At 59.3% G+C, this 24,929-nt stretch carries 21 protein-coding genes; 4 read left to right on the top strand and 17 right to left on the bottom strand.

Going from position 1 to position 24,929, the window contains the following annotated elements; all coding sequences use genetic code 11:
* Positions 1-4 precede the first annotated feature (4 nt).
* From WG898_RS19120 to WG898_RS19085, 8 genes are all read right to left on the bottom strand, one after another.
* Positions 5-1,567: a secretin GspD/PilQ domain-containing protein gene (locus tag WG898_RS19120; protein ID WP_339604375.1), complete on the bottom strand. Its 1,563-nt coding sequence runs from the start codon at positions 1,565-1,567 to the stop codon at positions 5-7.
* Positions 1,554-1,982 carry a TcpQ domain-containing protein gene (locus WG898_RS19115; protein WP_339604374.1) on the bottom strand — a complete coding sequence of 143 codons (429 nt, stop codon included), beginning with the start codon at positions 1,980-1,982 and terminating at the stop codon, positions 1,554-1,556. The genes WG898_RS19120 and WG898_RS19115 overlap by 14 nt, the downstream gene beginning before the upstream one ends.
* Before the next feature lie 192 nt (positions 1,983-2,174).
* Positions 2,175-3,545, bottom strand: coding sequence for a sigma-70 family RNA polymerase sigma factor (locus WG898_RS19110; RefSeq protein ID WP_339604373.1), 1,371 nt, complete (start codon positions 3,543-3,545; stop codon positions 2,175-2,177).
* A gap of 122 nt (positions 3,546-3,667) precedes the next feature.
* Positions 3,668-5,581, bottom strand: a complete 1,914-nt coding sequence (locus tag WG898_RS19105; RefSeq protein ID WP_339604372.1) for a P-loop NTPase family protein — start codon at positions 5,579-5,581, stop codon at positions 3,668-3,670.
* 607 nt (positions 5,582-6,188) lie between these two features.
* On the bottom strand, positions 6,189-7,151 hold the full coding sequence (locus tag WG898_RS19100) for a deoxynucleotide monophosphate kinase family protein (RefSeq protein WP_339604371.1): 963 nt from the start codon (positions 7,149-7,151) through the stop codon (positions 6,189-6,191).
* 17 nt (positions 7,152-7,168) lie between these two features.
* Positions 7,169-9,937, bottom strand: a complete 2,769-nt coding sequence (locus WG898_RS19095; protein ID WP_339604370.1) for a hypothetical protein — start codon at positions 9,935-9,937, stop codon at positions 7,169-7,171.
* Positions 9,938-10,065: 128 nt separating this feature from the next.
* Positions 10,066-11,295, bottom strand: a complete 1,230-nt coding sequence (locus WG898_RS19090; protein ID WP_339604369.1) for a hypothetical protein — start codon at positions 11,293-11,295, stop codon at positions 10,066-10,068.
* Between the two features lie 58 nt (positions 11,296-11,353).
* Positions 11,354-11,632, bottom strand: coding sequence for a hypothetical protein (locus WG898_RS19085; protein ID WP_339604368.1), 279 nt, complete (start codon positions 11,630-11,632; stop codon positions 11,354-11,356).
* A 179-nt stretch (positions 11,633-11,811) separates the two neighbouring features.
* Between WG898_RS19085 and WG898_RS19080 the strand changes: the two genes are divergently transcribed.
* The 4 genes from WG898_RS19080 (at position 11,812) to WG898_RS19065 (ending at position 14,358) form a co-directional block, all read left to right on the top strand.
* Entirely contained in the window at positions 11,812-12,285 is a 474-nt protein-coding gene (locus WG898_RS19080) for a hypothetical protein (RefSeq protein ID WP_339604367.1), read from the top strand.
* 47 nt (positions 12,286-12,332) lie between these two features.
* Positions 12,333-13,175, top strand: a complete 843-nt coding sequence (locus tag WG898_RS19075; RefSeq protein WP_339604366.1) for a hypothetical protein — start codon at positions 12,333-12,335, stop codon at positions 13,173-13,175.
* Between the two features lie 372 nt (positions 13,176-13,547).
* The gene (locus WG898_RS19070; RefSeq protein ID WP_339604365.1) at positions 13,548-13,901 is read left to right on the top strand and encodes a hypothetical protein; all 354 of its coding nucleotides are present in this window, start codon (positions 13,548-13,550) and stop codon (positions 13,899-13,901) included.
* Between the two features lie 10 nt (positions 13,902-13,911).
* Entirely contained in the window at positions 13,912-14,358 is a 447-nt protein-coding gene (locus tag WG898_RS19065) for a hypothetical protein (protein ID WP_339604364.1), read from the top strand.
* A gap of 160 nt (positions 14,359-14,518) precedes the next feature.
* Here the strand turns inward: WG898_RS19065 and WG898_RS19060 are convergent, their stop codons facing one another.
* From WG898_RS19060 to WG898_RS19020, 9 genes are all read right to left on the bottom strand, one after another.
* Positions 14,519-16,741 carry a DotA/TraY family protein gene (locus WG898_RS19060; RefSeq protein WP_339604363.1) on the bottom strand — a complete coding sequence of 741 codons (2,223 nt, stop codon included), beginning with the start codon at positions 16,739-16,741 and terminating at the stop codon, positions 14,519-14,521.
* 8 nt (positions 16,742-16,749) lie between these two features.
* Positions 16,750-17,262: a hypothetical protein gene (locus WG898_RS19055; protein WP_339604362.1), complete on the bottom strand. Its 513-nt coding sequence runs from the start codon at positions 17,260-17,262 to the stop codon at positions 16,750-16,752.
* Between the two features lie 109 nt (positions 17,263-17,371).
* Positions 17,372-19,975: a DNA topoisomerase 3 gene (locus tag WG898_RS19050; RefSeq protein ID WP_339604361.1), complete on the bottom strand. Its 2,604-nt coding sequence runs from the start codon at positions 19,973-19,975 to the stop codon at positions 17,372-17,374.
* Between the two features lie 20 nt (positions 19,976-19,995).
* Positions 19,996-20,388, bottom strand: a complete 393-nt coding sequence (locus tag WG898_RS25320; RefSeq protein ID WP_444718973.1) for an A1S_2505 family phage non-structural protein — start codon at positions 20,386-20,388, stop codon at positions 19,996-19,998.
* A gap of 77 nt (positions 20,389-20,465) precedes the next feature.
* On the bottom strand, positions 20,466-21,932 hold the full coding sequence (locus WG898_RS19040; protein ID WP_339604359.1) for a 3'-5' exonuclease: 1,467 nt from the start codon (positions 21,930-21,932) through the stop codon (positions 20,466-20,468).
* Between the two features lie 27 nt (positions 21,933-21,959).
* Entirely contained in the window at positions 21,960-22,442 is a 483-nt protein-coding gene (locus WG898_RS19035; RefSeq protein ID WP_339604358.1) for a hypothetical protein, read from the bottom strand.
* Between the two features lie 104 nt (positions 22,443-22,546).
* Entirely contained in the window at positions 22,547-23,089 is a 543-nt protein-coding gene (locus WG898_RS19030) for a hemerythrin domain-containing protein (protein WP_339604357.1), read from the bottom strand.
* Positions 23,090-23,179: 90 nt separating this feature from the next.
* Entirely contained in the window at positions 23,180-24,118 is a 939-nt protein-coding gene (locus WG898_RS19025) for a hypothetical protein (protein ID WP_339604356.1), read from the bottom strand.
* Positions 24,119-24,125: 7 nt separating this feature from the next.
* Complete coding sequence (locus WG898_RS19020; RefSeq protein ID WP_339604355.1) at positions 24,126-24,860, bottom strand: hypothetical protein; 735 nt, start codon at positions 24,858-24,860, stop codon at positions 24,126-24,128.
* Positions 24,861-24,929: the final 69 nt, after the last annotated feature.

The raw sequence follows: 24,929 nt of genomic DNA, 5'->3' as shown, positions 1-24,929 counted from the left end.
TTCATCACCGATTCCCCACTCGTGCGACGTCCATGACAATAACGATGGCTTGACGATTGCGTGAGGTGTTGGACCCGCCACCAGCGATACCCAAAGAGCGGTCAGCGGCCGAGCGGTCTTGCTCGAAACCGAACAGGACGATGGACTCGCCATCGCGAACGTAGGCCTGCTGCTGCAGGGTTTGCGACGAGATTTGTGGCGTCTGGATCGTCTGACCACCAGACGAGTTCTGCGTCAGCCCCAACAGGCTGGAAAGGTTCAGCGTGTACTGCAGCAGCAGGCGACTGTCTGCCATGATGAGCGGCAGCACCGAGGCAGTGAACCCAACAGTGCGGCTGCCCGGCGTCAGCGAAGTCTGCGCACCTGCATTAGCAACGACAGAGGTAGACACCTGCGCCAGGTAGTTCACCTCGTCGGCGACCTGAATCCCTGCCGGCTGTCCGTTGGCCGCGATCACCTGACCACTGCGAACGATGGCGACCTCGCCCGCCTGCTTAAGAAGGCCGAATACGACCTCCGAGCCGGCCAGGCCGCCACCGGTGCGTGACAAGGTCAGGAAGCCCGGCGCGCCACTGCCCGATGGTTTCGCAGCGGGAGATTCCAGGGACACCTTGCTCAGCCCGCGGGTCAGGATGCCATCCAGGCCCAGTCCAACGTAGTCGTCTTTATTGATCGAGACCGACATCACCTTGATCTGCACAAAAACGTTCTGGGCGACGCGGTCGTTGATCGACTCGATATGGCGCGCAATACGTTCCAGCATGGCTGGACGGCCCGTTACGGTGATGAGCCCCAACTCCGGATTGCCAACCACCTGGCTGGACTTGCCAGACTTCTTTTGATCGCCACCTGCTTCACCGCTGACAAGCGATTTCACTCCATTGAGCACCGCTTCAAAGGTGTTGATGGTGAGTGAGCTGCTGACAGTCGACTGAGAGCCGCCGCCACTTCCACCTCCGCCGCCACCCCCACTACCGCCTCCAGACGAGCCCCCACCGGCTGACCCCAGCGTCAAGGAGCTATTCATAGTCCGTGAACCAGGAGGCAAAGAAACCTGGAACGAGCGCGTTTCATTCTGGAAAAACTCGATGTCACCATCGACGACGCGCCAGCTTGCGTTGAGGCGACCGGCGATATGCAACAGGAACGAGCTCAATGTTCCCTTGCGCCAGTCAACCGCAAATGGAAGCTTGAGCTTCTGTCCATCGGCCCAGTCATCATCCATCGAACCAACGCGAACACGATGCTCAACCTGCTCGGAAACGCTTTGCAGCACTTCCACAAGGTTCTGAGCGTCTGACACGTAGATGAAGGGCTCATCTAGCCACTTGGCGGCAGGCGCGGCCGCAGCAGTGATGCGCACCTCCTTGCCAGCCAGCTTCGGACCAGAGAAGCGGTCCACCGCACCTCGTGAGCCAGCAGCGGCCTTAACCATCTGAGTCTGAGCCAGGTTCACAGCCTCTTCTGGCGGACGCTCGCCCGGCCGAAGGTAGGGTGCGGTCGAACAAGCCGAGAGCAGCAGCGACGCGGACAGGGCCGCGCAGAGAAGGGACTTAGTTGGCAGCATCAGACACGACTTCCATGTAACGGCCGCTATCGAAGATCCGCAAGCGCAGGCGCTTGCCATCCTGATTCAGTGCCTCGATGACCTGAATGGCGACAGAGGTGAAGTCGCCGTTGAATTCAACGCGAGCCGGGCACTCCCAACTCACGAGAGGGACCCAGTTGAGGCTCCAGCCAGCGGTGGCCGCCCAGCGCTGCAGGGCCAGATCGATACGTTCGCCACGCTCAATGGACCAGGGCACCGACTTAGGTGCGGCCTGCGCTCCAACCACATCAGGAACAGCCGATGGTTGCGATGAAACGCCGGATGCCGCCGCCAGAGGCGCAGGAGCAATGATGGTGATAGGTTCCGCGGAGGCTCCCGCCATTGCTGTTGCCGCGACGGCAAATGCAATGATGATTCGCAAAGGAGAGTGCATGTGTTTGAGAGTTAGAAGTGACCGTCGTGAGCGACCAAAGGGTCTATCGCCCCGGGTCCTGTGCGCATTCCAAGCGCGTACAAGATATACCATACACAGTGTGACACGATTTGTCAAACCGAATCGAATGTGATGTCGCTCTACCAATAAAATAGGGCGCACTTTGTGCGCCCTTTATGGGAAGTGGGGAGATCAGCCGCGGCCGGGATTCATGATTCCCTTGCGGAAGCCTTCGGGCAAGTTGTCCTCGCCCTTGGCCCAATTGACGACCTTCTGGACGACCTTCTCAGCCGCATCGACGTACAACTGGCGAATCCGCTCACGAGAGACATCGAAGTGCTGGCCAACATCCTGTAGCGTGCGAGGATCACCAAAGTGCTCCGGATGCAGGCCGATACGCATGAGGAAGATGTCCTTGAGGCGCGCGTCTGGCAGCTCGCCGGCGAACTTCATCAGTTGGCTGACTAGGCGGCGCTTTTCCATTTCCTCTTCGGGACCCTCGCATTCCGCCTCGAGGTAGTTGTGCATGCTGCCCGAGTCCGAGTCGGAATCCCCGCCAATACTGGCATCCATACTGACCTGAGTCGAACGACGCGCCTTAATCTCCCGCTCGAGGCTTTCGGCCTGCGTAATCAGCTTTGCTCGATCAATGTCGGAAGTGGCAACAGCGGCTTCACGACGCAGTCGGTTTGCCTTCGGCTGCATGTAGGCCGGAGTCTTCATCAAATTGTCGCCGCCGAGCTCGCGTTGGATTGATTGGCGAATCCATTGCTGGGCGCAGGCAACGAATCGGCCGCGAGCTGGATCGAACTTCTGAGCGGCCGTAATCAGGCCGACCTGACCAGCGGCTACAAGCCATTCCAGCGAACGGCCGGTGTACAAGAAACGTCGAGCGTGAGAGATCAGATAACGTATGTTGTGCTGCGCGAGCTCGTTGCGCGCCTCGATGTCGCCAGCCTGGATCTTGACGGCCAGAGCAGCCTCCTCTTCGGCCGTGAGGGGTGCATATCGGTCCAACCGGACTCGCTTCATCAGCAAGGCAAGCGCGCTTGAAGATGCCTCGCTTGCGTGGTCGAACTTTCGTTCTTGACGCTCACCGTCAGCGCCTTCGGGGTCAGCATTCAATACAACGTCGTCACCCAGATCATGCTCGCCATCGACGATCTCTTCGAACTCATCGTCGGTGTCCAGATCGATTGGTGCCTCATCGACTATGGCCTCAACCTTGGCCATCTGTGCAAGAACCACAGAAGAGCCGGCGTTCGAGACTTCCAGGGCCTCGCGAACGACGCCTTCGGGATTGCCAGCCGACTTCATGAATCGAGCCAGGGTCAGCGCGTCCTTGATCCCGACCGCGGCCTCGCCTGATGCTCCCGCCAGAATAGTCGGATCAGCCTCAATGGCCACCAACACCTCACCCTCAGCCGTGTCCAGCTGGTCAATCATGTTGACAACATCAATGCTGTCGTCGCCAAAAAGGGCCAGCTGCGACCAACCGGCAGATGCCGGCTTTGTCTTTTGCTTGGCGCGAGTCTTGGGCTGTTCGATGGCAGAGGCTTTCATCGGAGTTCCTGTACGAGGACAGTCAGTAGTCGATGCCGCGATGGGTGCGGCTTGAATTGAAATCTCGTTCAGGCGCAGAAAGCGCTAGACCAGGGGAGCGCAACTCCCCTGGATTTGTCCGATCAAGGCTGGGAGGCCTTCTTTGCCTTCTTCGTGGTGTTGGAGCCAGAAACTGTCGAGATGAAATCCGACTTGGCTGACTCAACCATGTCGGCATGCCAGTTGCCGGCCTGCACGCTGCGAGCGAAACCGTTCGCCATTGCGTTGATCGTGTCCTGCTCCAGCTTCACTTCGACACCGTCATGAGAGCCCAGCTTCGCGATGCCACCAAGGCGCGACATCACACGCGATAGGGTGTAGGTCATCTGACCAGGCTCAATGGCAGCCAAACCGACGCACATGCGGGCAGTGGATTGGTCGATCAAAGAGGCCAGAGCCTTTTTGTCGCTACCAGTGGCACGCGCCTCGTCAGAGAACGCGATGCGATGGACGAATGCGTCAGCCACGGCAGTGCCAAAACGGAAAGTGAAGTCTTGCTCGGAGGCCTTGGCGTTTGCGCCGCAATACTTGCCAAATTTCGCCTCATCGAGCTTCCCTGTCTCCATCATCTGGTCAGCCAGAGGGATGGCCTCGGTCAGCATGCCCATCACGAAGGCCTTGTACTTCTTGGCCACATGGGCGCCAGCCGTACCCTTGACCATGACTTCGATTTCGTTCTGGAAGACCGTCGGGCTAACACCGCCTTCGCGAGCCATGATGAAGAATGGCAGGACCTTGGCCAGAGCGTTCTCAAGCGAGCGAGAGTTGGGTTTCGGGATGCCGCGCTCAGTGCGGTTGTCGCCGATAGCGTCGCGGAAGACACCCGCCTCATTTCCGTGCTTATGGATGAATGCCGAGAACAGGCAATCACCGACCTCGGCATACTTCGTTGCAACACGACGCGCCCAATCCTTGGGTGTATCGCGAACGCGAACTTTGAAGACGCGGGTCACTTCGGCGTCAGACTGCTCGGACTGGGTGTTGGTACCGTCTTCTGCGCCCATGTTGCCGGTGAAGGTGACAAGCGCGTTGCCGATGTCCATGACACCTGAGTAGCGGTTGCTCTGAGCCACTTCGAGAAGCACGTTGCGCACCGCCTCGGACGCATTGGCCACGTCGTCGAAGTTGAACAGGCAAAAACGCGCCTTGTTTGCCATCGCAAAGCGACGGTTCGGCAGCATCTCGGCCACGTATTCGGCTTCAGCATCCACCTCTTGCGGCACCATCGTCGTAATGCGGGTCCCGGCGGTGCCAACGCTCACTTGAATAGACAGACGGTCGCTGAGAGGCGAGTCTTCTTTCTGCAGCAAGTTCAGGCTGGCGCCTTTGGTCTTCGATTCAGCCATCAACTGACGGATCAGCGAGTTCACCACCAGAGAGACCTTGTCGGCTTCACCCTTCAAAGTGACGTCACGAACCCGCAAGGGACCGTTGTTGTACTCGTCGCTTTCAGCGATCTGCAGGCCACCCATGCCGGCGCCCATCTTGGAGCGCGCAGACACTTGCTCGAGGACCCAGCTACCAGCGTCAGAAGAGCGACGCCGCGCGTCCTGTCCAACCTGGGGGCGAAGTTCACCTTTGGACGGGAGTCCGCCGATATCCATGGTGTTGGTCTTGCCGGACAGATTGACCGTCGCGTAGTAGAAGTCGTTCGGCGTGAACTGGTAGTCGTCGGGAGGGTTCTCGACGAAGTTCAGGCCCACGATCTTGCAGAAGTCGATGATGGCTGCACGAATCAGGGTCGTCTTGCCGACGCCAGGTTCGCCTTCCATATACAACGGCACACGCGGCTCTCCCTTCATGCGAGCCGGGATGCGCTTCACATCGGGATGGCCAGCGATCTGGGCCGCATGAGCATCGATCTTGGCATCGACGATGGTGTCGACACCTTTGAAGGTTCGCGCAATGTCCAGCAGCAAGTGCTGGCGAGCCTGGTCCGACGTGAAGTTGACGAACGGGCTCTGGGCATCGGCGTTATTCGAGGTCATATCCGACATGGGATCTCCAAGGGTGCGCAGCTAGGTTGACGGGGCCCATCTCAATGGACTCGGTGAACCGGTCCGCGAGGGGTAGAGTGAATGTCAATGCGCACCTGGTTGGCACGTAGGCAAGGGCCTCGGCCGGGTGACGTATAAGAATCAACGTGGTACAGTATATCTAATACACCATAGCAATGCAACACCCTCACGCACAAAACTGGGATGCACTCTTGAGTGCAATCCGCAATGACGACGGCAAGCTCATCGAGTCCATGGACTCGTCCGGAGTTCTCAGCGAATTGCTGAAGTCGTCTGAGCCAGGCGATGTGTATCAGCGGACCCCGTTGATGCTGGCCTACTGGTGGGGTAAGTCACGTGCTGCCTCAGCACTTGTGAACGCAGGCTCCGACTACGACCAACCAGACGCCAGCGGTCACTCGGCCAGTTGGTACGCCAGGCGTTTTGGCAATGGCGAGCTCGAGGATCGGATGTCAAACGAAATCGGTGCCAGTGTTCGGCGCCTTTCGATGCAAAGCATCATCGGCCAGGTGAGCCCCCCGGCTGAGACGCCCAAGCCCCCAGCTAGACTCCGCCGCAAGCTTTAGGCCTCGCTTCGGGGGCTTTCTCAACGGACCCGAGGGGCTGGGCGGCGCGGTGCTACAGACGGCGCGGGCGTGAAGCGATCCAGGATCTCCGCCCTGGCCCGGGCCTGGAAAGCCTCCATCGCTCCCTCGTTGACCAGGCTCATGTCAGTCGGGTGGGTTGGGATGCCCGCCTCGGACACGTGGCCATTGGAGAGCTTGGCTGCAACGGTAGCCAAACTCGGGCGCGAGATCCAGGCAATGAATCCGCCCAGGTCGCGAACGTAGGCAGCCTCGTCAGCAAACCGGACATCGGGGACCGAAACGCGGATGCCATTTGTCGAAGAGATCCGCTCCGGGTGCTCTTGGGCGATGCGTGGCAGGTCATGCATGGCCGAGGCGACCCGCAGTTGGTGGCGCTTCAGCCAAAGATCGTGCTGGATCGACCGGCCGATTTCCGTTCCCCAGAGCTGCATCAATCGGCGGGGAGTGAATTTTGTCCCTGGCAGCGGAACTTCCTTGAGGTGACGGTCAGTCACAAACCTCATCGGCAGCCCGTAGGTCATGCTCAGGGAGGCTTTGAGCGTGTCCGCAAATGACATGGGGATGAAACCATCCGGCTTGATCGCGTTGGCGACCGTGTCCTTGCCTACGCCGATGCCGTTGACGCCCCCGTGCATCCCCACCAGGTCGCAGCGGCGCACGAAACTGGTGGCCAGCGGTTGGTCCAGGAGGTGAGCGGGGTTGGTTACGAAGTCCATGCCATTGACCAGGTTTTCCAGCTCCAGGAAGTCCTGGGTGGTGAAGTCGATGTGGCGGCGCCAGGGCGCCTCGGCCGGGTTGCCGATGTTCTTCATCATGACCTCCTGGAGGCGCGTGACGAAGTAGTCGAAGCTGAATCCCCAGTAGGCCTCCGGGCTCGTGCCGCCAAGGATGACTTTTGCACCCTGCGCGGTCGTGAGAAGTCGCTTCGGGCTCGTGGGTTGGGTCTGGTCGGGGGCTTGCATACGGTCCTTTCGGAAATTTAGAGGGCCCGCGCGCGCCGGCGCGCAGTTGGCTGGGGTGATTGATTGGTGCCGTCACCGGTGTCATTGGCGGCGGACAGGCGAGTGGCGATGACGGCTGCCATGGAGGCAGCATCTACTTGAGCTGACAGCTCTGGCGTCTTGCGATGCGGATGCAAACTCGTCCAGGCCTTAAGCATCTGGGGGTCAGCGATTGCCCCAAGCTCGAGAGCGGCGGAAAGTAGGGTCGGGTGGCGTTCGGTCAGTTTTCCAAGACTGCGCTGCACCAGCTGAGCCAACTCACCGCTTGCTAGCTTGCCGTTGGCCTTTAGGCCCCGCAGCGCCGATTCGGCGTGACTCGCGTCTGGGCATTCCAACGCGATATCCAGCAGACCAACACCAGAGGCGCTCACGGCCGCAGGGCGGCCTGCATTCCGGCAAATGAGTTCCATGGCCGCCGGGTTGCCAGTACCGAGAGTGCACCTGGCGAGCCTCAGGGCGGTTGACCCGCCAAGAACGGGTAGGCGACCTGAGTCATTGAGTCGACCACCAGCGAGCACGAATACGGCCGCGGCAGGGAACAGGCAAGCAGCCTGCAGTGGGAACCGGGCAATCGTCGCCTTGAGGTTCTTGGCCATCCGAGCCAGCTCAAGCTTTTGCTCATCGGCGAGCGAGCTGTGCAGGGCCTCGCTCAGAGGGGAGGGGCCCACTCGCATCATGGCCTTGGTGATACCTGTTCCGGCGATGTCAGTCAGCTCGAGGTTGAATGCTGGATCCTTCTTGGAAGACGACTTGGCCAGCGGTTTGAATCGCATATCGGCTGGCACATGGATCTGAAAGACCAGTGGAGCTACACCCTCGGGAGTTCCTTTGCCGCGCACAGCAAAAGCAAAGTAGCTGTCAGTTGCGTGCTCCAGCCGGCCGCGAGAAAAGCCTTCGTTGGTTCTACCAAGTACCGTTGCCTGTGACCAAAGATTGACGCGACCCTGGGGATGAAGGAGGCCGAGCCTGAAGCCGCTTTCGAGGTTGGGCTCCATGTCATTGAGCAAGCGCAGCGCCGCAAGCTTGGGCGTCCACTTTGATGAGGTCTCCGTTGGCGTCTTTCGAATGCGCGCCGACTCACTAGACGCCATCGCCGCAAGGAAGTCGGTGACAAGCTTCAGGGCGGACCGCGTACCAGCGGCAGCAGAGCGCGCCAGGTTGTCGAAGCGCATCGCCTGAATCGAAGCGACAAGGCATCCATCCGGGGCGTCCAGCAGCTCATCCCTGGAGGGCAGCTGGAAAATGACCTGATCGGATACATCCCCCTTCGAGCGCCTGGTGTTTGCGTACTGAATCAGCCCGGAGAGTCCGCGACTCGCTGCCTCGTCACTGCACGGGTCAGTCATGAGCTCATAAGCCGACTCGGACATCAGGACTCGAGTCCATGGCAGAAAGGCCCGAGCCCGAGAAGAAGCGGCGACCTGGTTCAAGGCATTCGCCAGGCGAGCCCCGGCCACCTGAGCGGTTGCGAAGTAGTCCTGGTTGTCGAGGCCCCGCGGTCCCGAAACATGCTCTGCCAGTGAGGGGCGCCCCTGGTGGCTGGTAGCAATCCCGCAAAAATATCGAGGGGACGAAGCAGCAAGGGTCTCCAGGACTTGTTCAGAGCATCCCTCTGAAAGAGACTTCATGAATTCGCCAGTGAAGCGGGCCTCCGCCCTCGCGGAGTCGGCAGGGTCGCCGGCGAAGCCAAATCCGAAGCCGACGTGTCGTGAGCTGGCCGCACTCAGCAACTCAAGAAGACCCGCCGAATAGCGGGAGTAGGCCAAGGCGCCAAGGTTTTCGAACGCGGCGATCTCTTCCTTGATTGCCGGCGCCTGGTGGATCTCGTAACCGTTCCAAGTCAAGCCCGAGGCGCCATGCCTAAGGGCATTGCGGATGGCCACTCTATCCAGGGACTCCACCACAGGCACGCAGGCCTCGGAGATACGCCGGATGTTGATGAATGCGGCCGAAGAGCTCCTCAGCTTTGCATAGGGCTCGGCATCATTGAGGAAGTCCAAGACGTACGACCGAAGCCTTGCTACGTGCGCCTGTTGGAGCCCAGCCTCTGCGAGCGAATCCGCAAACTCATTCGAGACCTGGTTGGCGGTTGCAGCCAAGCGGCTGCGCCATATTCCCTGGATCGCCTTGCGCACCTCGCGATGAAATGAAAGTGGGCTCGTGGACTTGTCAATGGTCACCGCCTCGACTCGATCCGAAGAAGTGAAGAGCACCTGATGCGGTCGGTCGCCCTGATTGAGCTTGACCTCGGGGTCGCCATAGGCAAACGTCGCCATCTGAAGACTAGCTCGAACCATCGTGGCATTCAGGAGCCAACAGGCCTGGCGCGAGTTCGGGAAGGCTTCAACGATCTCGCCGATATGGCGGCCTGCAGAGCTCCCATCGGCATAGTCTTTAGGTGCGTACGACGTCGCATCGTGTCTCGACTTGTCGTGGAGATCGATGAGGGTTGGGAATGCGGGGGCTGGCGCCTGCGCTTCCAGATCGAGAATCAAACCGGAGCCGCTGAGCTGCATTCGATGCTCGCGCGCGTATTGCATGAGCGAGCCCATCACTGCGGATGGCTCCAAATCCAGGCCCACGGGCTCAAATGAAACACCTGCGGTCAGTTGGTCTCGCTTGAAGGCGTGATGCCAACTGAGAAGAGCTGCAAGCTCCCCGTGCCCAGGGCTAATTCCGACCACATCACCGTCGATGGTGGCTGCGTCGATATCTTCAGCGCCGGCCTGAGAGGATTGGCTGCTCATGGGCTGGACCACGGTAGTTCGGAAAACAACTGCCGGCGCTAAGCGACAATGTGTGCCGCTGTGTACAGTATATCATCAAAGCATGAACAGAAAAGGGCGCTATAGCGCCCTTGACGTGCTTAGACCGCTCAGGCTGTGGGTTTTCGCTCGACCCCGCCCGAGGCGCTGGCGACAATCTGACCAGCAATCTCGAGGGCTTGGACTACTGCGGCAGCAGTTTTGGAACTGGCGCCATGGCGCACCATCCAGGCCCCGAGCCCCTCCGCAGCCATCCAGAGACTCTGACCCCACAGTTGATCGCGTGAAATGCACTTGAAGTCCTGGTTCCGGTTCAACTCACCGGAGAGGATGTCGAGGGCCATTGACGTATCGTGAGACAGCGGGGCCAGTGAGAAAGCCGCGAAGTCGCCGCTAGCGGCGCGGCGCCGACGAACTTCTGCGAGCATGGTCTTGGCCGACTCCAGCCCATCAACAGCGGCCGCCATCGAAATGGCATGCACATCAGCAAAGCTCTGGGCAAATACGGAGTCTGCAGCACCCAGGACTCGGGGGCGGATGACACCACTTTGGCCCGACAAGGCTGCAGCAACGACAGAAGCTGAGGCTCCAAAGTCCGGGATAGCCTTGAGCCCTTGTCCGATCTCGTGGAAGGCGTACGCATGCAGCAGCGAAAATAGCTCCAACGGCAATATCACGGAATTTGACCCGCCTACGCTGTCCGCGGGCTCGCCAAGATACTGAGCCAGCACCGGATGAGAAGCTAGATACGCCGCCGCAGCCGAGGCCAAATTGGAGCGACCCGGAGTAGCCTGCCCAAGCGTCAACTCGGCGATGCTCGCGCTGATCTCGGTACCGGACGTTAGGCGCTCAACTGCTGCCAAGGCCTTGCGAACGAAGGCCTCATTCTCAGGCTGCCGGGTTCGAACTCGGCGATGTTCAACCCTCAAATCGCCACCGCGGACGGCGCGGGTCATGAAGTCATTGAATAGGCTTGCTGGAGTCTGCTGCTCACCACCCGCCAAACCTGATACCAGGCGATCAAAGCGAGAAGAAAAGCGGACGCTAGAAAGAGTGTCGACGCCCACCAGCAAAACTCGCGTCAAGTCAACCGAGATGAGCCTTGCTACATCCGCCGGCAAACTTGGCAAAGCCAACGCGACACAAGCGCCCTCGATGACAAGCTCCCGCTGATCTCGCAAAAAATGAGCGCCAAGAGGAGCCTCGATGGTAGGCATGACGAGGCAAACCTCGAGGTCGCCAGGCGGGCCGGCCCAGAGAACGCTGTATCCGACACGCATTGCGCTTTGTTCCATGGAGGTGGTGCGGCCGGAGGCCTGGATAGCTTGTTGTTGGGTCATTCTGGTGCTGGTGCAGTAGGTTGTCCACGCTTCGCGCTGGCAAGCTGGCAAAGAGGTCTTAGCCGTAGATCGGAATACCAAACTTCGCTTCGCCACGTGCCCGGATTGCCGCGGCGGTCTTCTCAAGCAAATTGGCTAGGTCCTCGAGTGCGCCATCTTCGTCTGCCGAGGCTGCCAGCGCGCCAAACTCTGCGCTAGCAGTGGCGCCGTCGGCGCCGGCGATGAGTTTGATCGGGACCATCAGTCGCTCTCCACCTTCGATCAAGGGGCCAGCGTCCGCCATGTAGACTGCGGTCGCTACACCGCCGTCGAATGCGCATGTTTTCAAGTTCAGCATGATGATTCCTTTGGTTTGCGCCATTTAGGGGCGTTGAGGGCAGATATCACATGCCATCAAAGTCTTCAAGGGCGCCTTTCTGCCGCGTTGATTGCTTGACGACAGCAGCACACAAGATATACTGCACACTGCAACACGTATTTTGCGCGATTTCGCGCACTCGCGCAGCAGGGATATTTATGACTCAACAAGCCCAAGCATCCAACCTGGCCGCACAGGTACGTGATTCTCTCGTGATGAGCGAGAGGATCATTGTCGAGTGTGTCAACGAGGTCCTGGCGGCTCAGCCACCGCATGTGGCCGAGCTGTTTCGTCGACAGTTGAAAACCAACAAGGCTTTCGCGGCATCCATCATGCGCGTGACTGTCGATGTGGGTGTCGTACTCACACTGGCTAAGTGCTTCGAGTCCGATGAGGAGTTCTCCGACTCGGCAGGCTTGGTTCATGACATCGATCTCAAGGGCCATGAGGGTGCTATCGGCATCTTTGCACGCGCCATGGTCGAGTGCGATCTGAAGAGCATCACAAAGGCAGAAGCCGGCGAGATGGCCGAAGACGCAGTTCTCTACGACCTGATCCCTACAGACATTCTCGAGCGCCGGCTCCGCCTCCTCCTGGCCTTCATGGACCAGGTGATGCAGCGAGCCCATTGACATTTCAGTCCCAACATCCAGTCAGATAGTCCGAAAGGAAATAGTCAATGAAAGCCCTCAGCCGTCTTCAGAACACGGTGCTCTTTCAGGCCGTCGAAATCGAGGAGGTATCCTCGAAGTTTGTCGCGCGCGCCAAGACCCTGGTCGCCTTTGGTGTCTTGGTTGCCGTAGCACTCGCATCGCAAGGCGCTCACGCTCAACAGCAAGGCCCCCTCACCCCTAGCAACTGCGCCATGGTTGGCACGACCATTGGTGGTGTCCTGGGTGCAGCTTCAGGAAAGACCAACGTGCAGCAGATTGTGCGTGGGGCTCTCGGGGCGCTCGGTGGTGCAGCGGCCGGTAACTGGCTTTGCAGCCCCAAGCCTGCGCGGTCGCAAGATTCGAGCTATGCGCAGGCCGCGAACTACGGCTACGGTAGCAACCAGCCCGGTGGCTACGCCGTCGAACGTCAATCCGCCAAGGCGCCGTTGTCGTTCAGTGAACGAGAAACCCTGGACGGCATGTCCAAGGGGGCCCTGGATGCCAAGTACGAATGGAAGAAAGCGCTGTGGCAGGTCGACCAAGCTGGCCAGCGCGCCAATGGGAATCGCAACAACCCTGGACTTCAGTCCGCTCTTGAGAATGAGGCCCAGGCCCGTCGCGACTTCGAGCAGCGCCGCGCCGTCTTCGCCACAACCGTGGCCAAGTTGAACAATGGAGCCGAGGGCATCGAAGCGCGGGCCGTTGGTCGCTACGTCGAGATCTCGGGCGCTATGCTCGAACTGTCGACCGACAACCGGGTCTCATTCCAGATGCTGGAAGCGCGGGATAACCAACTGAAGGCTCAGAGTCAGGCCTACACCGCCGAAGCGAATCGAGTGGGCAACATGCGACAAAGCAACGGCTACTGATTAAGAACATCGCTCGATACAAATGGCCTCGCAATGCGGGGTCATTTTTATTTCCCGGACTGTGAAATGGCAACGAAATCGAGGAAGAATGTCCAATGTCACCGGTACCGGAATAGTCATGAATGCGTAGCATTTGGCTGACCACTGCACAATTGTTGATGGAGGCGGTGATGAGGATTCTCAGAAGGAACACAGTCACGGTTGCGGAAGGCGGCGAGAAGGGCCGATCCAGGCCCGAAGTTTGCATGGCTGACGCAGTGATTGTGCATTCTCGTTGACCCAAGTAATGGTGAAGGATATACTCTATGTGCAGCTATTTTTTCCGATCTATCACAAGTCGAGGACGACATGAGTGAGCTATGGACCCCAGCCATGGGGTACATGATTGGGCAAAAAGCGTCTTCAAACGAAGAAGCTGCCCAGGGTTACAAGGACGATCTGCAGGCCATGCGCGATGAGCTAAAGAAAGCCATCGCCGGCGGCCTGTACGACAAGGCTTTTGCCCAAGCTGCTGCCGATGTCGTTACCGAGATCGTTGACGAAGAGGCAGCCATCCAGGCAGGCAAGACGCGAACACGCCGATTGAGTGATCCTGGCAACTCAGATGCTCGCAACTCCGCCTACATCGAACATGCAGCCGAAAACGTGAATCGTCTCAGCGGCGGCAAACTTCGCATGAGCGCTGACACTCGCGCGAAGCTCAAAGCTCAGCGCCCAATCAAGTGAGATCAGCGATATGAACAAACCACTGATCGGCCCAGGAGAGGGCGCCTTGATTGGCTTAGCCTGGGCCGGCGAACAAGACACCAAAGACTTCAAAGCCGAGCGAGCAAGGCTGCGCCAAGAACTTCAAGACGCGAGCCGCACCGCCCTTGGCGCGGCAGCACTGAAGGATGCTGCTAAAGCTGTATTGAACGAGGTGGTCAACGAGATCGCTGCAGAACAGGCTGGAACTCTAAAGGTGCGACGTCTGAGCGACCCTGCCAATATCAAAGGGCGCAACGAAGCATTTGCAGACACGGCGACAGGTCAACTCAAGCGACTCAGCGACGGGGCTGTTCAGTTCGCTCAAGGCGAGCTACTCCTGTTGAAGTCGGCCAAGCACGAAGTCAGCACGAGTCTTCGGCAGCGAGCAATGACCCCTCGGGTTGCGCCGCAGATCCCGAAGAGCCCGAAGAAGTAAGGAATCTCCCGAGATGCAGGAAGGCCCGCAGTTTGCGGGCCTCTTTCTTTGTGGAACAGAATGAGAAAGGCCCGGCATTGCCGGGCCTTTCTTTCAGGGCGCTATCCAAATTCTTGACATCGTCTCCGGCCTGAAGGCCGAGGCTTGCCGAGCAAAAGGGTCAGGCTTTTGGAAGCGCACCCTTCTGCTCGTCAGTCTTGTCACGCTCGCCAACCAGGCGCCGCCTCGAGGCTGCGGTCATGGCGCCGGCAGCCTGCAGCTGAGTCTTGGATACCTCTGCGCTTTGCTGAGCGTGCTGGTTGAACTCGCGGGCTTGTTCCATGCCGGCATGCGCGCCACCGATCCAGCGATAGACGGTTTCGCTCAGAACATAGACCAGCGACATCACGGATCGAACGGTCGTAAAAACGATGCCAACGTAGAGCATGGATAGCACTGCAATGGAAACGATGCCGGTAGTGCTGTTGCCTTGAAGCGATGACATCATTGTCTTGAACATCAGCGACACAAGCTTCAGGACTGGATCCATCAGCAGGAAGGCACCGATCAAGCCAAAGACGATGAAAATCGGACGGGTGACCGTCTCCAGCAGAATCATGTAACCGCCAACGCCCTTGCCGGCCAGGTCGTCGCCTTCGGGGTGGAGATGTCCAGCCAACCAAACGGGACCAGCCACAACGGCAGAGAAGAGAGCCATCATCCAGCCAACAATTGAACCAACCGTCAGTGTGAACGGCAGCATTGGGAGGACGAAGGCCATGGTGATCCCTACGCCGAATGCTGCAATGAAGCCTCCATAAATGGCCGGCAGCAGCATTCCTACGATTTCAGACCATGTGGACTTCGCACCACTAACGGCGTCAACCACTCTGCCGATTGCTGTGTTGCCGGTCGCGATGGTCGTCGTCTGGACAGCCAAGAAGCTGACGGCAGCAGTCTCGCTGGCCACAATGATGGTGTCACCGGTGTCCTTGATCTGAACCAACGAGTGCTTCCCGCTATTCGGATCGAAGCCAAATACCTTCATGAAGATTTGGACAATCTTCTCGCCAGGGTTCCACCAATCGGATTCGTCACCCTTGAAGTTCTTGTCGATCATCGTCTCCATCGCCTTCATGTCGATGGATGAGTCAGTGTCGGTGACACCGATCACAGGATCCGAAGTTGCGGCCTCACCAGCCGTCATCGTCGGAAGCTGCTGCATCATTTTCGAAGCCGAGGACTTGATTTGAGCCATCTGGAAAAACGTTGAACCCGCCATGATCCAGCCGGCCTCACGCGATGCGTCGGTGAACTTCGTCAGCCGAGTGTCGAAACCTTTTGCCGCTTGCTCGACGGAGCCACTGATTGCCGCCTTGTAAAGGGTGCTTGCTTCCTTGATGGCGGAAATGATCTCCGCATCTGGCTTCTGAGCGATTTCTGCAGCTGTCGCTAGCTTCATTGCAAGAGGGCGCAGCTTTGCTGCGGCTACGGTCAAGCCTTGGATCTGGTCGTCGATCACCTTTCGACCGAGGTCGTTCATCTTTGCTGCGCCGGCCGTGTCATCAAAGCCGCCGCCGTCCATGTAGTTACCGCCCAGTCCCTGAGACGGCGTCAACTGGTAGCTGGAGCCATTCAGATTGGTAAACGTTGACGTCTTTGCGGATCCGCAAGAGTCCGCGGCCTTGCCCGAAGTGTCCGTGAGAGCACCCCAGCGGGCGACGCGGTTGTAGCTCGAGACCTGACCCATCATTGGGTCGGCCATCGAGTCCTCACCCGCTGGCTTGAGGTTCAAACCAAAGGAATCTGACTGGCGAAGAGAATTCTTTGCCGAGCAATATTCGGCCTTCAGCACATCCCTCATCAGCAGGCGGACCTTGGAGTCGAATTCCGGTGTAGTGATGACCTGGGTCTGCATCTGACCAGAGAAGTTTTCAATGGCCGCGCTCCACACCTGGCTGGCAGCTCCACCACCGGCCAGTGCAAGCCAGAGAATGGTGTGTTGAATCGTTGAGTAGCCAGAAGCAAGCGGCACGAGCAGCGCGGTGCCGGCCGTGAAGCGGACTGGGATCCACATCGAGCTCCACTTCTTCCCCAACACTTCACCATCTTGTGCGGAATTGAGCGTACCGATGACGGCTACATACGTGAACATCAACGTGCCGAACCCCAAGGCAAAGAGGTTCAAGACCCGCATTGCGCTGCCGATCATAGGGACGGTAGACGAGGACTTCCAATCCCCGAAGACGGCCGCAATGATCCAGCGGGTCATGTCTTTCTGGGAGGGATCGAAACTGTCCAGCGGGTTTGGGCTCGACTGTGCCATCGCAAGAGCTGGCACCATGAGGAGCATCAGCAGCGCAGCCCAATTAGCCGCCCGCGCCTGTTTCTGCATTTGGGTCATTGGATTCCTCACAGTACGAGGTAGGTGCTGGGCATTCGCACGGCATCCTGGAGCCGAATCAGATTTCGGTTCTCGATCTGCCAGGCACGATAACCGTGCAGATAGCCATTCACCGTGGCGCCGCTCGCTGCAACCAGTACGGCCATGGCAGCAATAACGCCGGTGTTCAGATACATCCAGAACCCGTACACCAGTAGGGCGCCGGCGACCATGTAAAGCGCGAGGTGAATTGACTTGTGCCGCTGCATTTGAGCTTCAAGGAACTCGTCGCTGAGGCGTAGGCGTTTCACGGCGGCTTCGAAGGTCTCAACACGAGTGGGTGCAACTTTCAGGGCCAGAACCCGCTGAATTAAACCCTTGGTCTCGGAAATGAACTCAACCTGGCGCTCGCTAACTGCCATATCTCGCTGCTGCCGGATCAGGCCCTTCTTGCGCTGAGCTCGAAAGTCACGGCCGATCTCACGCAGAACGCCGCGAGACGCCGTCTTTCCGGAGGGTTGGTCTTCATTGCTGGTACTCATGCAGGATCTCGAAGAGATTGATTGGGGCGTAGTTATGCTGATATCGCGTACAGGATATCACATTCACAGCTTCTGTTGCAAGCTGACCTCTCTGCCAGCCTGCTTCAAACTACCGTTTGGGAGCAGTCATCTGCGGCGTGACTTGCCTCCCGCCTCGGAAGCCTGAACTGTGCCCACTGTTCCTTGGTTTGGCCACTACTGGCGCACCGTTTTTCCAGCCGCCGCCCTGGCGTGACTTACCTTCCAGGTCCGGTTCACCCTCGTGGTCGTTGAACATCCCCTTGCAACCGACCTGCCAGTCGCTGCAGCCCCAGAAGTAGCCAGACTTATCTCGCCTCTCTCTGCGATGTAGTTGGCCTTGCGAACAGACGGGGCAGGTGTACTGCTTCTGGTTCGGGTCGGCCGGCGCTGCTTGGCGGCTGGTCTTGCCTTCAAAGTCAGGGGTTCCATTGAGGTCGTTGCAAGTGCACTTGCATCCACCCTTCCAGTTACTACATCCCCAGAAAAACCCGCCCTCTGGCCCCTTGCGAGGCACTTGGCGCATGAAGCCTGCTTTGCACTTTGGGCAACCAATCGATTGGTCAACAGGTACTGTGGCCTGGCGCTCGACTGGCGAGCCGTTGACGTCCTGGAACGTCTTGCCGCAGTCCTTGTTGGAGCAACCAAAGAAGCTCCGGTACTTACCCGTCACGCCAGGAATGTGGCGAAGGGGAGAGCCGCAACCGTTCTTCTCCAAGGTGCCAAAGCACTTGTGCTCACTCTCGATAATCCTCGGCTTTCCGGTCTTGGCGACGTCGCCAAACTGACCAGGCTTGAAGAACGTTGCTGACTTGGCGACGAGATCCTTCACCCACGGAGTCATCTTGGCGATGAAGGCGGCATGGTTCGACCGCCTTGCCATGACGTCCTCGTTCATCTGCTGCCACATGGCAGTCATGTCGGGAGTGCGCATCGACTCCGGCAGCGAAGTGATGATGCGGATAGCGATGTCCGTGGGATGGATTTCCTTGCCCTTGAGCACAAGGAACTGACGCTTCATCAGGCCCTCGATAATTGACCCACGAGTAGCCTCGGTGCCGATGCCGACGCCTTCTTTGAGGCGGCGACGGAACTCGGGGTCCTTCACGTACAGGTGGATGTTCTTCATCGCAGTGATGAGAGTGCCGTCCGTGAAGCGCTTCGGGGCGGTAGTCCGCTTCGAGTCGACTCCTGCCACCGCCAGCGGCAAGGCCTGGCCTTTGCTCAATGCTGGCAGGGTGGCCGCTTGCTGCGATTCCTCATCGTCATCCTCTCGCGGAAGCGTGAACGCCTTGCGCCAGCCGTCGTCGATGAATGTCTTGCCACGTGCAGTGAAGCACTCCTCGGCGCCCGCTGGGCCGCAGGACAAGGTCACATCCGTGGCGTTGAACTTGGCCACAGGCCAGAACTGCAAGATGTACCGCTTGACGATCTCGTAGTAGACCTTGGCCTCGATGTCCTCGAGGCGAGCTACATCGCCAGGGTTGTCCAGGTGAATCGGGACGATGGCATGGTGGGCCGTCACCTGCTTGTCGTTCCACGCCTTGCTCTTCAGAGCTGGCTTGGCGCCAAGGAGTGCTGTAGCAAAGGCCGTCGGCAGCTGGGCCTTGGCCAAGGAAGACAAGATCCGCGGCGCTTCCGTGTGCTGACTCTCCGGCAAGTAGTCGCTGTCCACGCGCGGATACGAGGTCAGTTTCTTGATGTAGAGAGACTGGGCGACGTCCAGAGTCTGCTTGGCCGACAAGCCGTAGAGCTTGGAGCAGTGAGCCTGAAGCGAGCTGAGGGAGAAGGGGAGCGGGGCGGACTCGGTGCCGGGCTTCGTCTCGGCCTGGACGACGATGGCTGCGCCGGCCTGCTTGGCGCCGGCTGCGATGGCGTCGGCATGGGCCTTGTTGAGGATGCGCCCTTCGCCATCGACGCGCTGGTCATCAATGGCCCCGGCTTGGTCCTTCTTGGGCTGCCAGGTTGCCCTGAAGCCAGGGCTGGTCGCCAGTCCGATGTACGGGACATGGAAGTCGACGGGCTTGAAGTTTTTGATCTCGAGTTCGCGATTGACCACCAACGCAAGCGTCGGAGTTTGGACGCGGCCAACCGTGGTCACCCAGTCGGCGCCGGCGGCGCGCGCGTGCAGGGTGCAGGCGCGTGTCAAATTGATGCCGTACAGCCAGTCCGACTGTGATCGAGACAACGCCGACTCGTACCAGCCGACGTAGTCTGAGTTGGGCTTCATGGCGCCGAGCGCCTTTGTGAGCGAGGCGTCGTCAAGCGCCTGGGCCCAAAGGCGAATCACAGGCTTCTTGTTGCCCAGGTAGATCAGCAACTCGTCCTGCAGGAGCTGACCTTCGGCGTCCGGGTCCCCGAAGCCTACAACAGTCGTGCAATCGACGAGCAGCTTCTTGATGAGGTCTACCTTCGCTTTGGCGCTGCCGCGCGGGTCATTCTTCACCGCTAGGCGAAACGGATCCGGGATGATCGGCAGGTCCTGTAGGTTCCACTTTTCAAAGCGAGCATCGTAGGCGTGAGCCTCCACCTGCTCCAGCAGGTGCCCACTCATCCAGGTCACGATATCGCTTCCAACCTGGGCGTAAGCGTTCTGCATGTGCAGCTGCTGACCAGTGGTCTTCGCCAAGAGCTCGGCCAGGGCCTTGCCGGCGGAAGCTTTTTCAGCGATGAACAGTTGGTTGAATTTGGGCATCTGATTCCGATGGGTCCGAGTTATCGGGGGCGCGGCCGGCGCGCCAAGTCAGGCTGAGCGGCGAGGTAAGGCCGCCACTCTTCCGGGAAATTGCAATTGCTTGGGGCGCCCTTAAAAAGCGGCGCGATTTCAGAGTCACCATGGCGGGCCAACTCGCACCCCACCCTGGTCACAAAGAACTTCAGCTCAGGGTTCGCCTGCCCATAGCTCAAGAAGTCGGCAATATGAGCCATCACATCACCCAAAGGGAGGACCCTCAACGAGCGATCCTTGGCTTCAAACTTGGTCGGGATGCCGTAGCTCCTGCCAGTGCGTCCGACGCCTACTCCACGTTGTGCGCCGAACTGGAGGCGAGCGACTTCGGCTGCACCTTTGCCATGGCGACCGGCTGTGTTGGATCCGAAGACCCAGATTGAGTCGTCATCGGGAATCGCTCGATCCCGATGGAACTTATATCCGGATGGCTCCGCCAGGCCGGCCGTCTCTGGTTTCAGCGCATCCGAGGGCGACGAGTCCCGGATGCCGCCTCGAAAGGGGCGGATTCCTCCATGGGCGGCGGACCATCCAGTCCATCCTGGTCCGGCTCACCTTGCGGAGTGCGGTTGAGCAGGTTCAGGCGACTGGGGTCCTTCTGCACCGGAGCCGGTGCGGGGGCCCGCGAAGGAGAGCGGTTCGACGATGCGGAATTCAGCTGCGCCACGTCGATCATGTAGCTGCAGCCCTCGCCACCAACAAGAGCAGCAACGCGCGCATATTCGGCCGGCCTCGCCTTCCCGAAGTCCTTGAGGTAGCGTTCGAAATCGGCACCAGCATTGTCCGAGAACGAGATGCCAATCAGGGACTGCTCATCATCAGAGCCAGGGCTGACCATCGCAGCCAGACGGTTGAAAGCGAACTGAGCCTTCTCGGTCAGGCCGGCGATCTGCAGGTCGAGCGCCTTGGGGGCCGGGCTTGCGCCAAGCTCAGCGCGACGACGAGACAGCTCCTTATCAACACCAACACGTACACCTGGAGGGCAAGTGCGCGGATTCTCTCGCTCGATCCACTCCAGGTACTCGGTGGGCACATCCGCCATCTTCTTGCCGTTGTGGGGCTTGCCGAAATTCATGACCATGTCAGGCACAACAACGTCGACCGAGCGATTCGGGATCTCAAGCTGGCGCTCCATGGTGACGCGCATGTCCGCATCGAGGTCCAAGCCCTTCTTGCCAGGGATCAGGCCGAGCGCCCACTTGAGGTAGCTGCTCGGGATGTCCTTGAATTCCTTACCCACGTGCTCGCCGAAAGGCATGAACGGGGCAATGATGGGCTCGTTGGACAGATCGAGAACCTGGCCGAAGTTCTTGAGACCTTTTTCCTGAGCAATCTTCAGCATGTGACGAACGTTCTCGACCGAGACGTGCACGTCGTCGATGGCCCGGTGAGCACCCAAGCCTTCTGATTTTGGATTGGTCTTGAGCCAGTAGCGCAGTACCTGGTTGCCATAGGCCGGAGCATTCGGCATCAGGTGTTTTGCCAGGCGCACCGAACAGATCCAGCTCTTCGGGTCGGGCTCGACACCGAGCTCGCCATCGACGAACGGACTGTCGAAGGGCGCGTTATGAGCGATCACATAAGCGCCATCCAGAGCGTGGATGACCTGCTCTGCAATGTCCTCAAACCTGGGCTTGTCGGCCACCATCTCATCAGTGATGTGGTGGACGGCCGAGGCAGTCGGAGGAATGGGCATAGCCGGGTTCACCAGGGTGTGGAACACCTCCGGCACGCCGTTGCGAACACGATAGATCGCGATTTCAACGATCTTGTCGACGGCGGCATCCATACCCGTCGTCTCGGTGTCCACAAAAGCGAAATCCTCCGTGAAGATCAACGAGGACGGGTCAATGTTGCCCGTCGCAGGTGGAATCGCGACTGGCTGCGGGATCGGCTTGTTGATGCCGTTTTTGGCTTCGCTCATGGGAGTGTCCCAGTGGTGATAGGAATGTCATTGGGGGCGCGCAGTCTTGGCCCCATGGGGAGTTCGAACTCGAAGGGTCGTGAACAGCTCAGATCTCTGCTCGATAGTCAGCCCATCAACTCGCCCCAGGATCTGGCTGACAGGGGCAGAAATTCTTGGCTTCTCCTCGACGACAGGAGGCCCATATCGCTCAGCCAAGGTCTCCAGAGCCTCAGCGGATGGAAGCGAAATCAGAGTCGAGACGACGTCCTCGACGTTTCCTGGCGTCGATCCATCTGTCGATGCGGCCCGAAGGAATGGCACCGCCGCCGCCAGGGCACGCATGCCAACGAGAGCAATTTGCTTGGGATCAACGTCGTGCTCAAGAACAAAGGCGCGAGCAACAGCGATGTACTGATAGGCTGCCCTAGGCTCTACGCCCTCTTCCTGAAGGAAGCGCCGGAAGGAAAGTGCGCCAGTGCGACCTCGCCAACCCTCGTTGTCCTGCAATCGCGCGAGGTGGACGCCCATGACGATCCTGGCTACGCCAGCAGCACGGCGACAGGAGTTGAGGCCGTCGTAAGCACGGTTCTGCGCCTCCTCCAGCTCTTCGCGTCTACCGGCTGCACGGGAGTTCACGCGGCCACCGCCACACTGACAGCACCAACCCCAACCACTCGATCAAACGCCGAGAAAATGTCGCGCTCTTCGCGGCGAAACCGCTCCTGCAGACGGGTGAACAGGCTGGAGCATGCCTGCGCGAACTCGCCGCGCGGTGAATTGATGATCGAGCTGGCCGATGGGAAGCGGCGCGACAAGGCCGCAAGCTCGGCAACCAACGGCGACATTTCCCGCTCAAATGTCTCTGCAGTCATCCGCAGCCGCGGCTCTGCCGACAGCGCGCGGTGCACCAACCCCTCTTCCATAGACTGATGAAGCGGGAGCAGGGTAGCGAGGGAAGTCAACTTGTTGCGGGCCAGGACGCCCGCATCTCCGGTCACATCGACCTCAGTGGCAGCCAGGATCGAAGTCATCAAGGCAGTCAGCTGTTCGTGCTGAACCCGGAACAGGTGCGAGCCAGCCGGATTCGCCGCAAAAGTCGTCAAGGCCACCGGGCCAAAGGCGTCAGCCTGCCGCGTCAGTGCGTGTGCAGATCGATCAGTATGTTGCGGTGTCATATTCATTGGCCTCGGGATAGGTCAGTCGAATCCAATTGGATTAGAAAGCGCATGCATTGTGGATATCACATACGCAAAAACATGCAAGGGCTATGGCCGAGCTCGGTATCGTTGCTGCGCAGATCGGAGGTTTGCTAGCCGATCCTTCGTTGCCAGGCTTGGAGACAAACCTTGCGCGTCGCGGGCTTCGGTTAAAGGCGTCTCGATTCGAGCCTGAGGGGCCGCAGCCTGGCGAGGAGTCGATATCGAGCCCTGGGCCAGAGCTGGCAACTCAAGCCGTCCAGTGGAGTCAGGAACCATCTGGCGACCACCGCTGTCAACATACAGCGCCGGGACACCCGTCATCCGGCTCGTGGCCATGATGCTGTGCTTGCTGGCGAGGTCCCGGGTTGCAATACCAACATGCGCGGGGCCGATGTTGACAATGGAGCAAGCCTCGAGAAAGTCACTGGCTGGGCGCCACTCAACCAGTTCAGCATCGAATACCAACTGGCGGACGCGGTGACGCTTCAGCATGGCCTTTACGGCCTTGAGGTACGAATCGCGGTCGTCTGCTTCGGTGGCCGCAACGAAGAGGTTCACGCCCTTAATTGTGCTCAGAGCGTCAATTGCCGGCTGGAACGACTCAGCATCCACTAGCGCATCTGCAATCTTGGAGAGCGCCGCGGCATCCACCATATGCCAGGGTTCCAGCGCAAAGCCGCCGACGGCGCTCATTGCAGCCAACTTGGCCGAGTGATTCAAGGAATTCGGTGTGGTGCCATATGTCTTCAGACCCCCATCAATGGCGTAAGCTCGCTCGTAGAGGTAGACGAAAGCATCCTTGTAGAGCTGCTCAGCAATGCGCTCGACCTGTGGGCGCAACTCCTCCGGGATCCTGCGGATCGCATCGACAGTGTCAGAGAGTGGATCCCTGTCGGCCACCTTCATGGCGTCCTGGATCACCTTACCGAGATCAATCTTCTTCGGCGCCACTGGATGGGAAGTCGGGCTCCTGTCTTGAGCGAACAAGTCGAAATCTTTGTTCATAGTCACCTTAGAAGTTCGTGCCGCCAGTGCTGGATGCCATCACCCGCTCAGGTTGGTACCGGTACATGCCGCTCACACCAAGGACAAGCGCATCGAGGAGTCGATCCGACCGTTTCGGAGATCGGGCTGCAGCGTTCGCAATCTCTTTCGAGAGCTCCGCCGGCGGGATCGAGGAATCGAATGCAAGCATCAGCGCGTCGCCGAGAAAGCAGACATGACGTGGGGTCAAGTATGTGAACGCGAAGTCCAGCGTGATTCGCAGGCGGGCCTCGAGGGACTCGGCGATCTTGGACTCCTGGTTGAAGGCGGGCTGATTTGCCATGATGTCTGCGACATCGCGCCGCCATTCGTTGCGCGTATTCCTCGCCAGGCCCATCAGCCACTGGTCACGGAAAACGCGCGCCCCCTCCCAGGCGGGAGACCACAGGTTCGGATCCACATTGGCGCAGGAGTTGCCGGCCTTCAAAGCCTTCATGGCACCTTCGCCAGACAGCTGGGTTTGAATGGACTCAAGCGCCCGAACAGCCAGAGCCACCGTGTCAGCCGGCGGTATGGGCTTGGCCAGGGATTGGGCGGTAGCGGCGGTCAACTGGGAGGCTCTGTTCACTTGTTTGGACTCTTGAAATGGTGTACAGTGTATCAGATTCACGGCGTCACTCAACGTGTTTTCGTGATTCGGCTGGCGCTGCCGAAGTCGATCCATCTTCTTTTTCTGGTCACGAGAAACATCATGCAGCGCCAAGTCCTGTTCTCCCGTTCGCCCACCATGCCAGGAGCATACGGAGCCGACTCCCAGTCTCCTCTCGGGGCC

This window comes from Paucibacter soli (assembly GCF_037482845.1).
In the GTDB taxonomy this organism is placed as follows: Bacteria; Pseudomonadota; Gammaproteobacteria; order Burkholderiales; family Burkholderiaceae_C; genus Paucibacter_B; species Paucibacter_B soli.
The sequence above is the reverse complement of the archived record's forward strand: the minus strand, read 5'-3'. Positions and strand labels throughout refer to the sequence as shown.

What these genes read in the sequence shown, in the direction of transcription:
- WG898_RS19095 (WP_339604370.1), bottom strand. Translation starts at nt 9,937, where the DNA reads ATGAGCAGCCAATCCTCTCAGGCCGGCGCTGAAGATATCGACGCAGCC.
- WG898_RS19110 (WP_339604373.1), bottom strand. Translation starts at nt 3,545, where the DNA reads ATGAAAGCCTCTGCCATCGAACAGCCCAAGACTCGCGCCAAGCAAAAG.
- WG898_RS19055 (WP_339604362.1), bottom strand. Translation starts at nt 17,262, where the DNA reads ATGAGTACCAGCAATGAAGACCAACCCTCCGGAAAGACGGCGTCTCGC.
- WG898_RS19080 (WP_339604367.1), top strand. Translation starts at nt 11,812, where the DNA reads ATGACTCAACAAGCCCAAGCATCCAACCTGGCCGCACAGGTACGTGAT.
- WG898_RS19060 (WP_339604363.1), bottom strand. Translation starts at nt 16,741, where the DNA reads ATGACCCAAATGCAGAAACAGGCGCGGGCGGCTAATTGGGCTGCGCTG.
- WG898_RS19085 (WP_339604368.1), bottom strand. Translation starts at nt 11,632, where the DNA reads ATGCTGAACTTGAAAACATGCGCATTCGACGGCGGTGTAGCGACCGCA.
- WG898_RS19105 (WP_339604372.1), bottom strand. Translation starts at nt 5,581, where the DNA reads ATGTCGGATATGACCTCGAATAACGCCGATGCCCAGAGCCCGTTCGTC.
- WG898_RS19090 (WP_339604369.1), bottom strand. Translation starts at nt 11,295, where the DNA reads ATGACCCAACAACAAGCTATCCAGGCCTCCGGCCGCACCACCTCCATG.
- WG898_RS19065 (WP_339604364.1), top strand. Translation starts at nt 13,912, where the DNA reads ATGAACAAACCACTGATCGGCCCAGGAGAGGGCGCCTTGATTGGCTTA.
- WG898_RS19030 (WP_339604357.1), bottom strand. Translation starts at nt 23,089, where the DNA reads ATGACACCGCAACATACTGATCGATCTGCACACGCACTGACGCGGCAG.
- WG898_RS19025 (WP_339604356.1), bottom strand. Translation starts at nt 24,118, where the DNA reads ATGAACAAAGATTTCGACTTGTTCGCTCAAGACAGGAGCCCGACTTCC.
- WG898_RS19120 (WP_339604375.1), bottom strand. Translation starts at nt 1,567, where the DNA reads ATGCTGCCAACTAAGTCCCTTCTCTGCGCGGCCCTGTCCGCGTCGCTG.
- WG898_RS19075 (WP_339604366.1), top strand. Translation starts at nt 12,333, where the DNA reads ATGAAAGCCCTCAGCCGTCTTCAGAACACGGTGCTCTTTCAGGCCGTC.
- WG898_RS19115 (WP_339604374.1), bottom strand. Translation starts at nt 1,982, where the DNA reads ATGCACTCTCCTTTGCGAATCATCATTGCATTTGCCGTCGCGGCAACA.
- WG898_RS19050 (WP_339604361.1), bottom strand. Translation starts at nt 19,975, where the DNA reads ATGCCCAAATTCAACCAACTGTTCATCGCTGAAAAAGCTTCCGCCGGC.
- WG898_RS19035 (WP_339604358.1), bottom strand. Translation starts at nt 22,442, where the DNA reads ATGGGCGTCCACCTCGCGCGATTGCAGGACAACGAGGGTTGGCGAGGT.
- WG898_RS19070 (WP_339604365.1), top strand. Translation starts at nt 13,548, where the DNA reads ATGGGGTACATGATTGGGCAAAAAGCGTCTTCAAACGAAGAAGCTGCC.
- WG898_RS19040 (WP_339604359.1), bottom strand. Translation starts at nt 21,932, where the DNA reads ATGAGCGAAGCCAAAAACGGCATCAACAAGCCGATCCCGCAGCCAGTC.
- WG898_RS19100 (WP_339604371.1), bottom strand. Translation starts at nt 7,151, where the DNA reads ATGCAAGCCCCCGACCAGACCCAACCCACGAGCCCGAAGCGACTTCTC.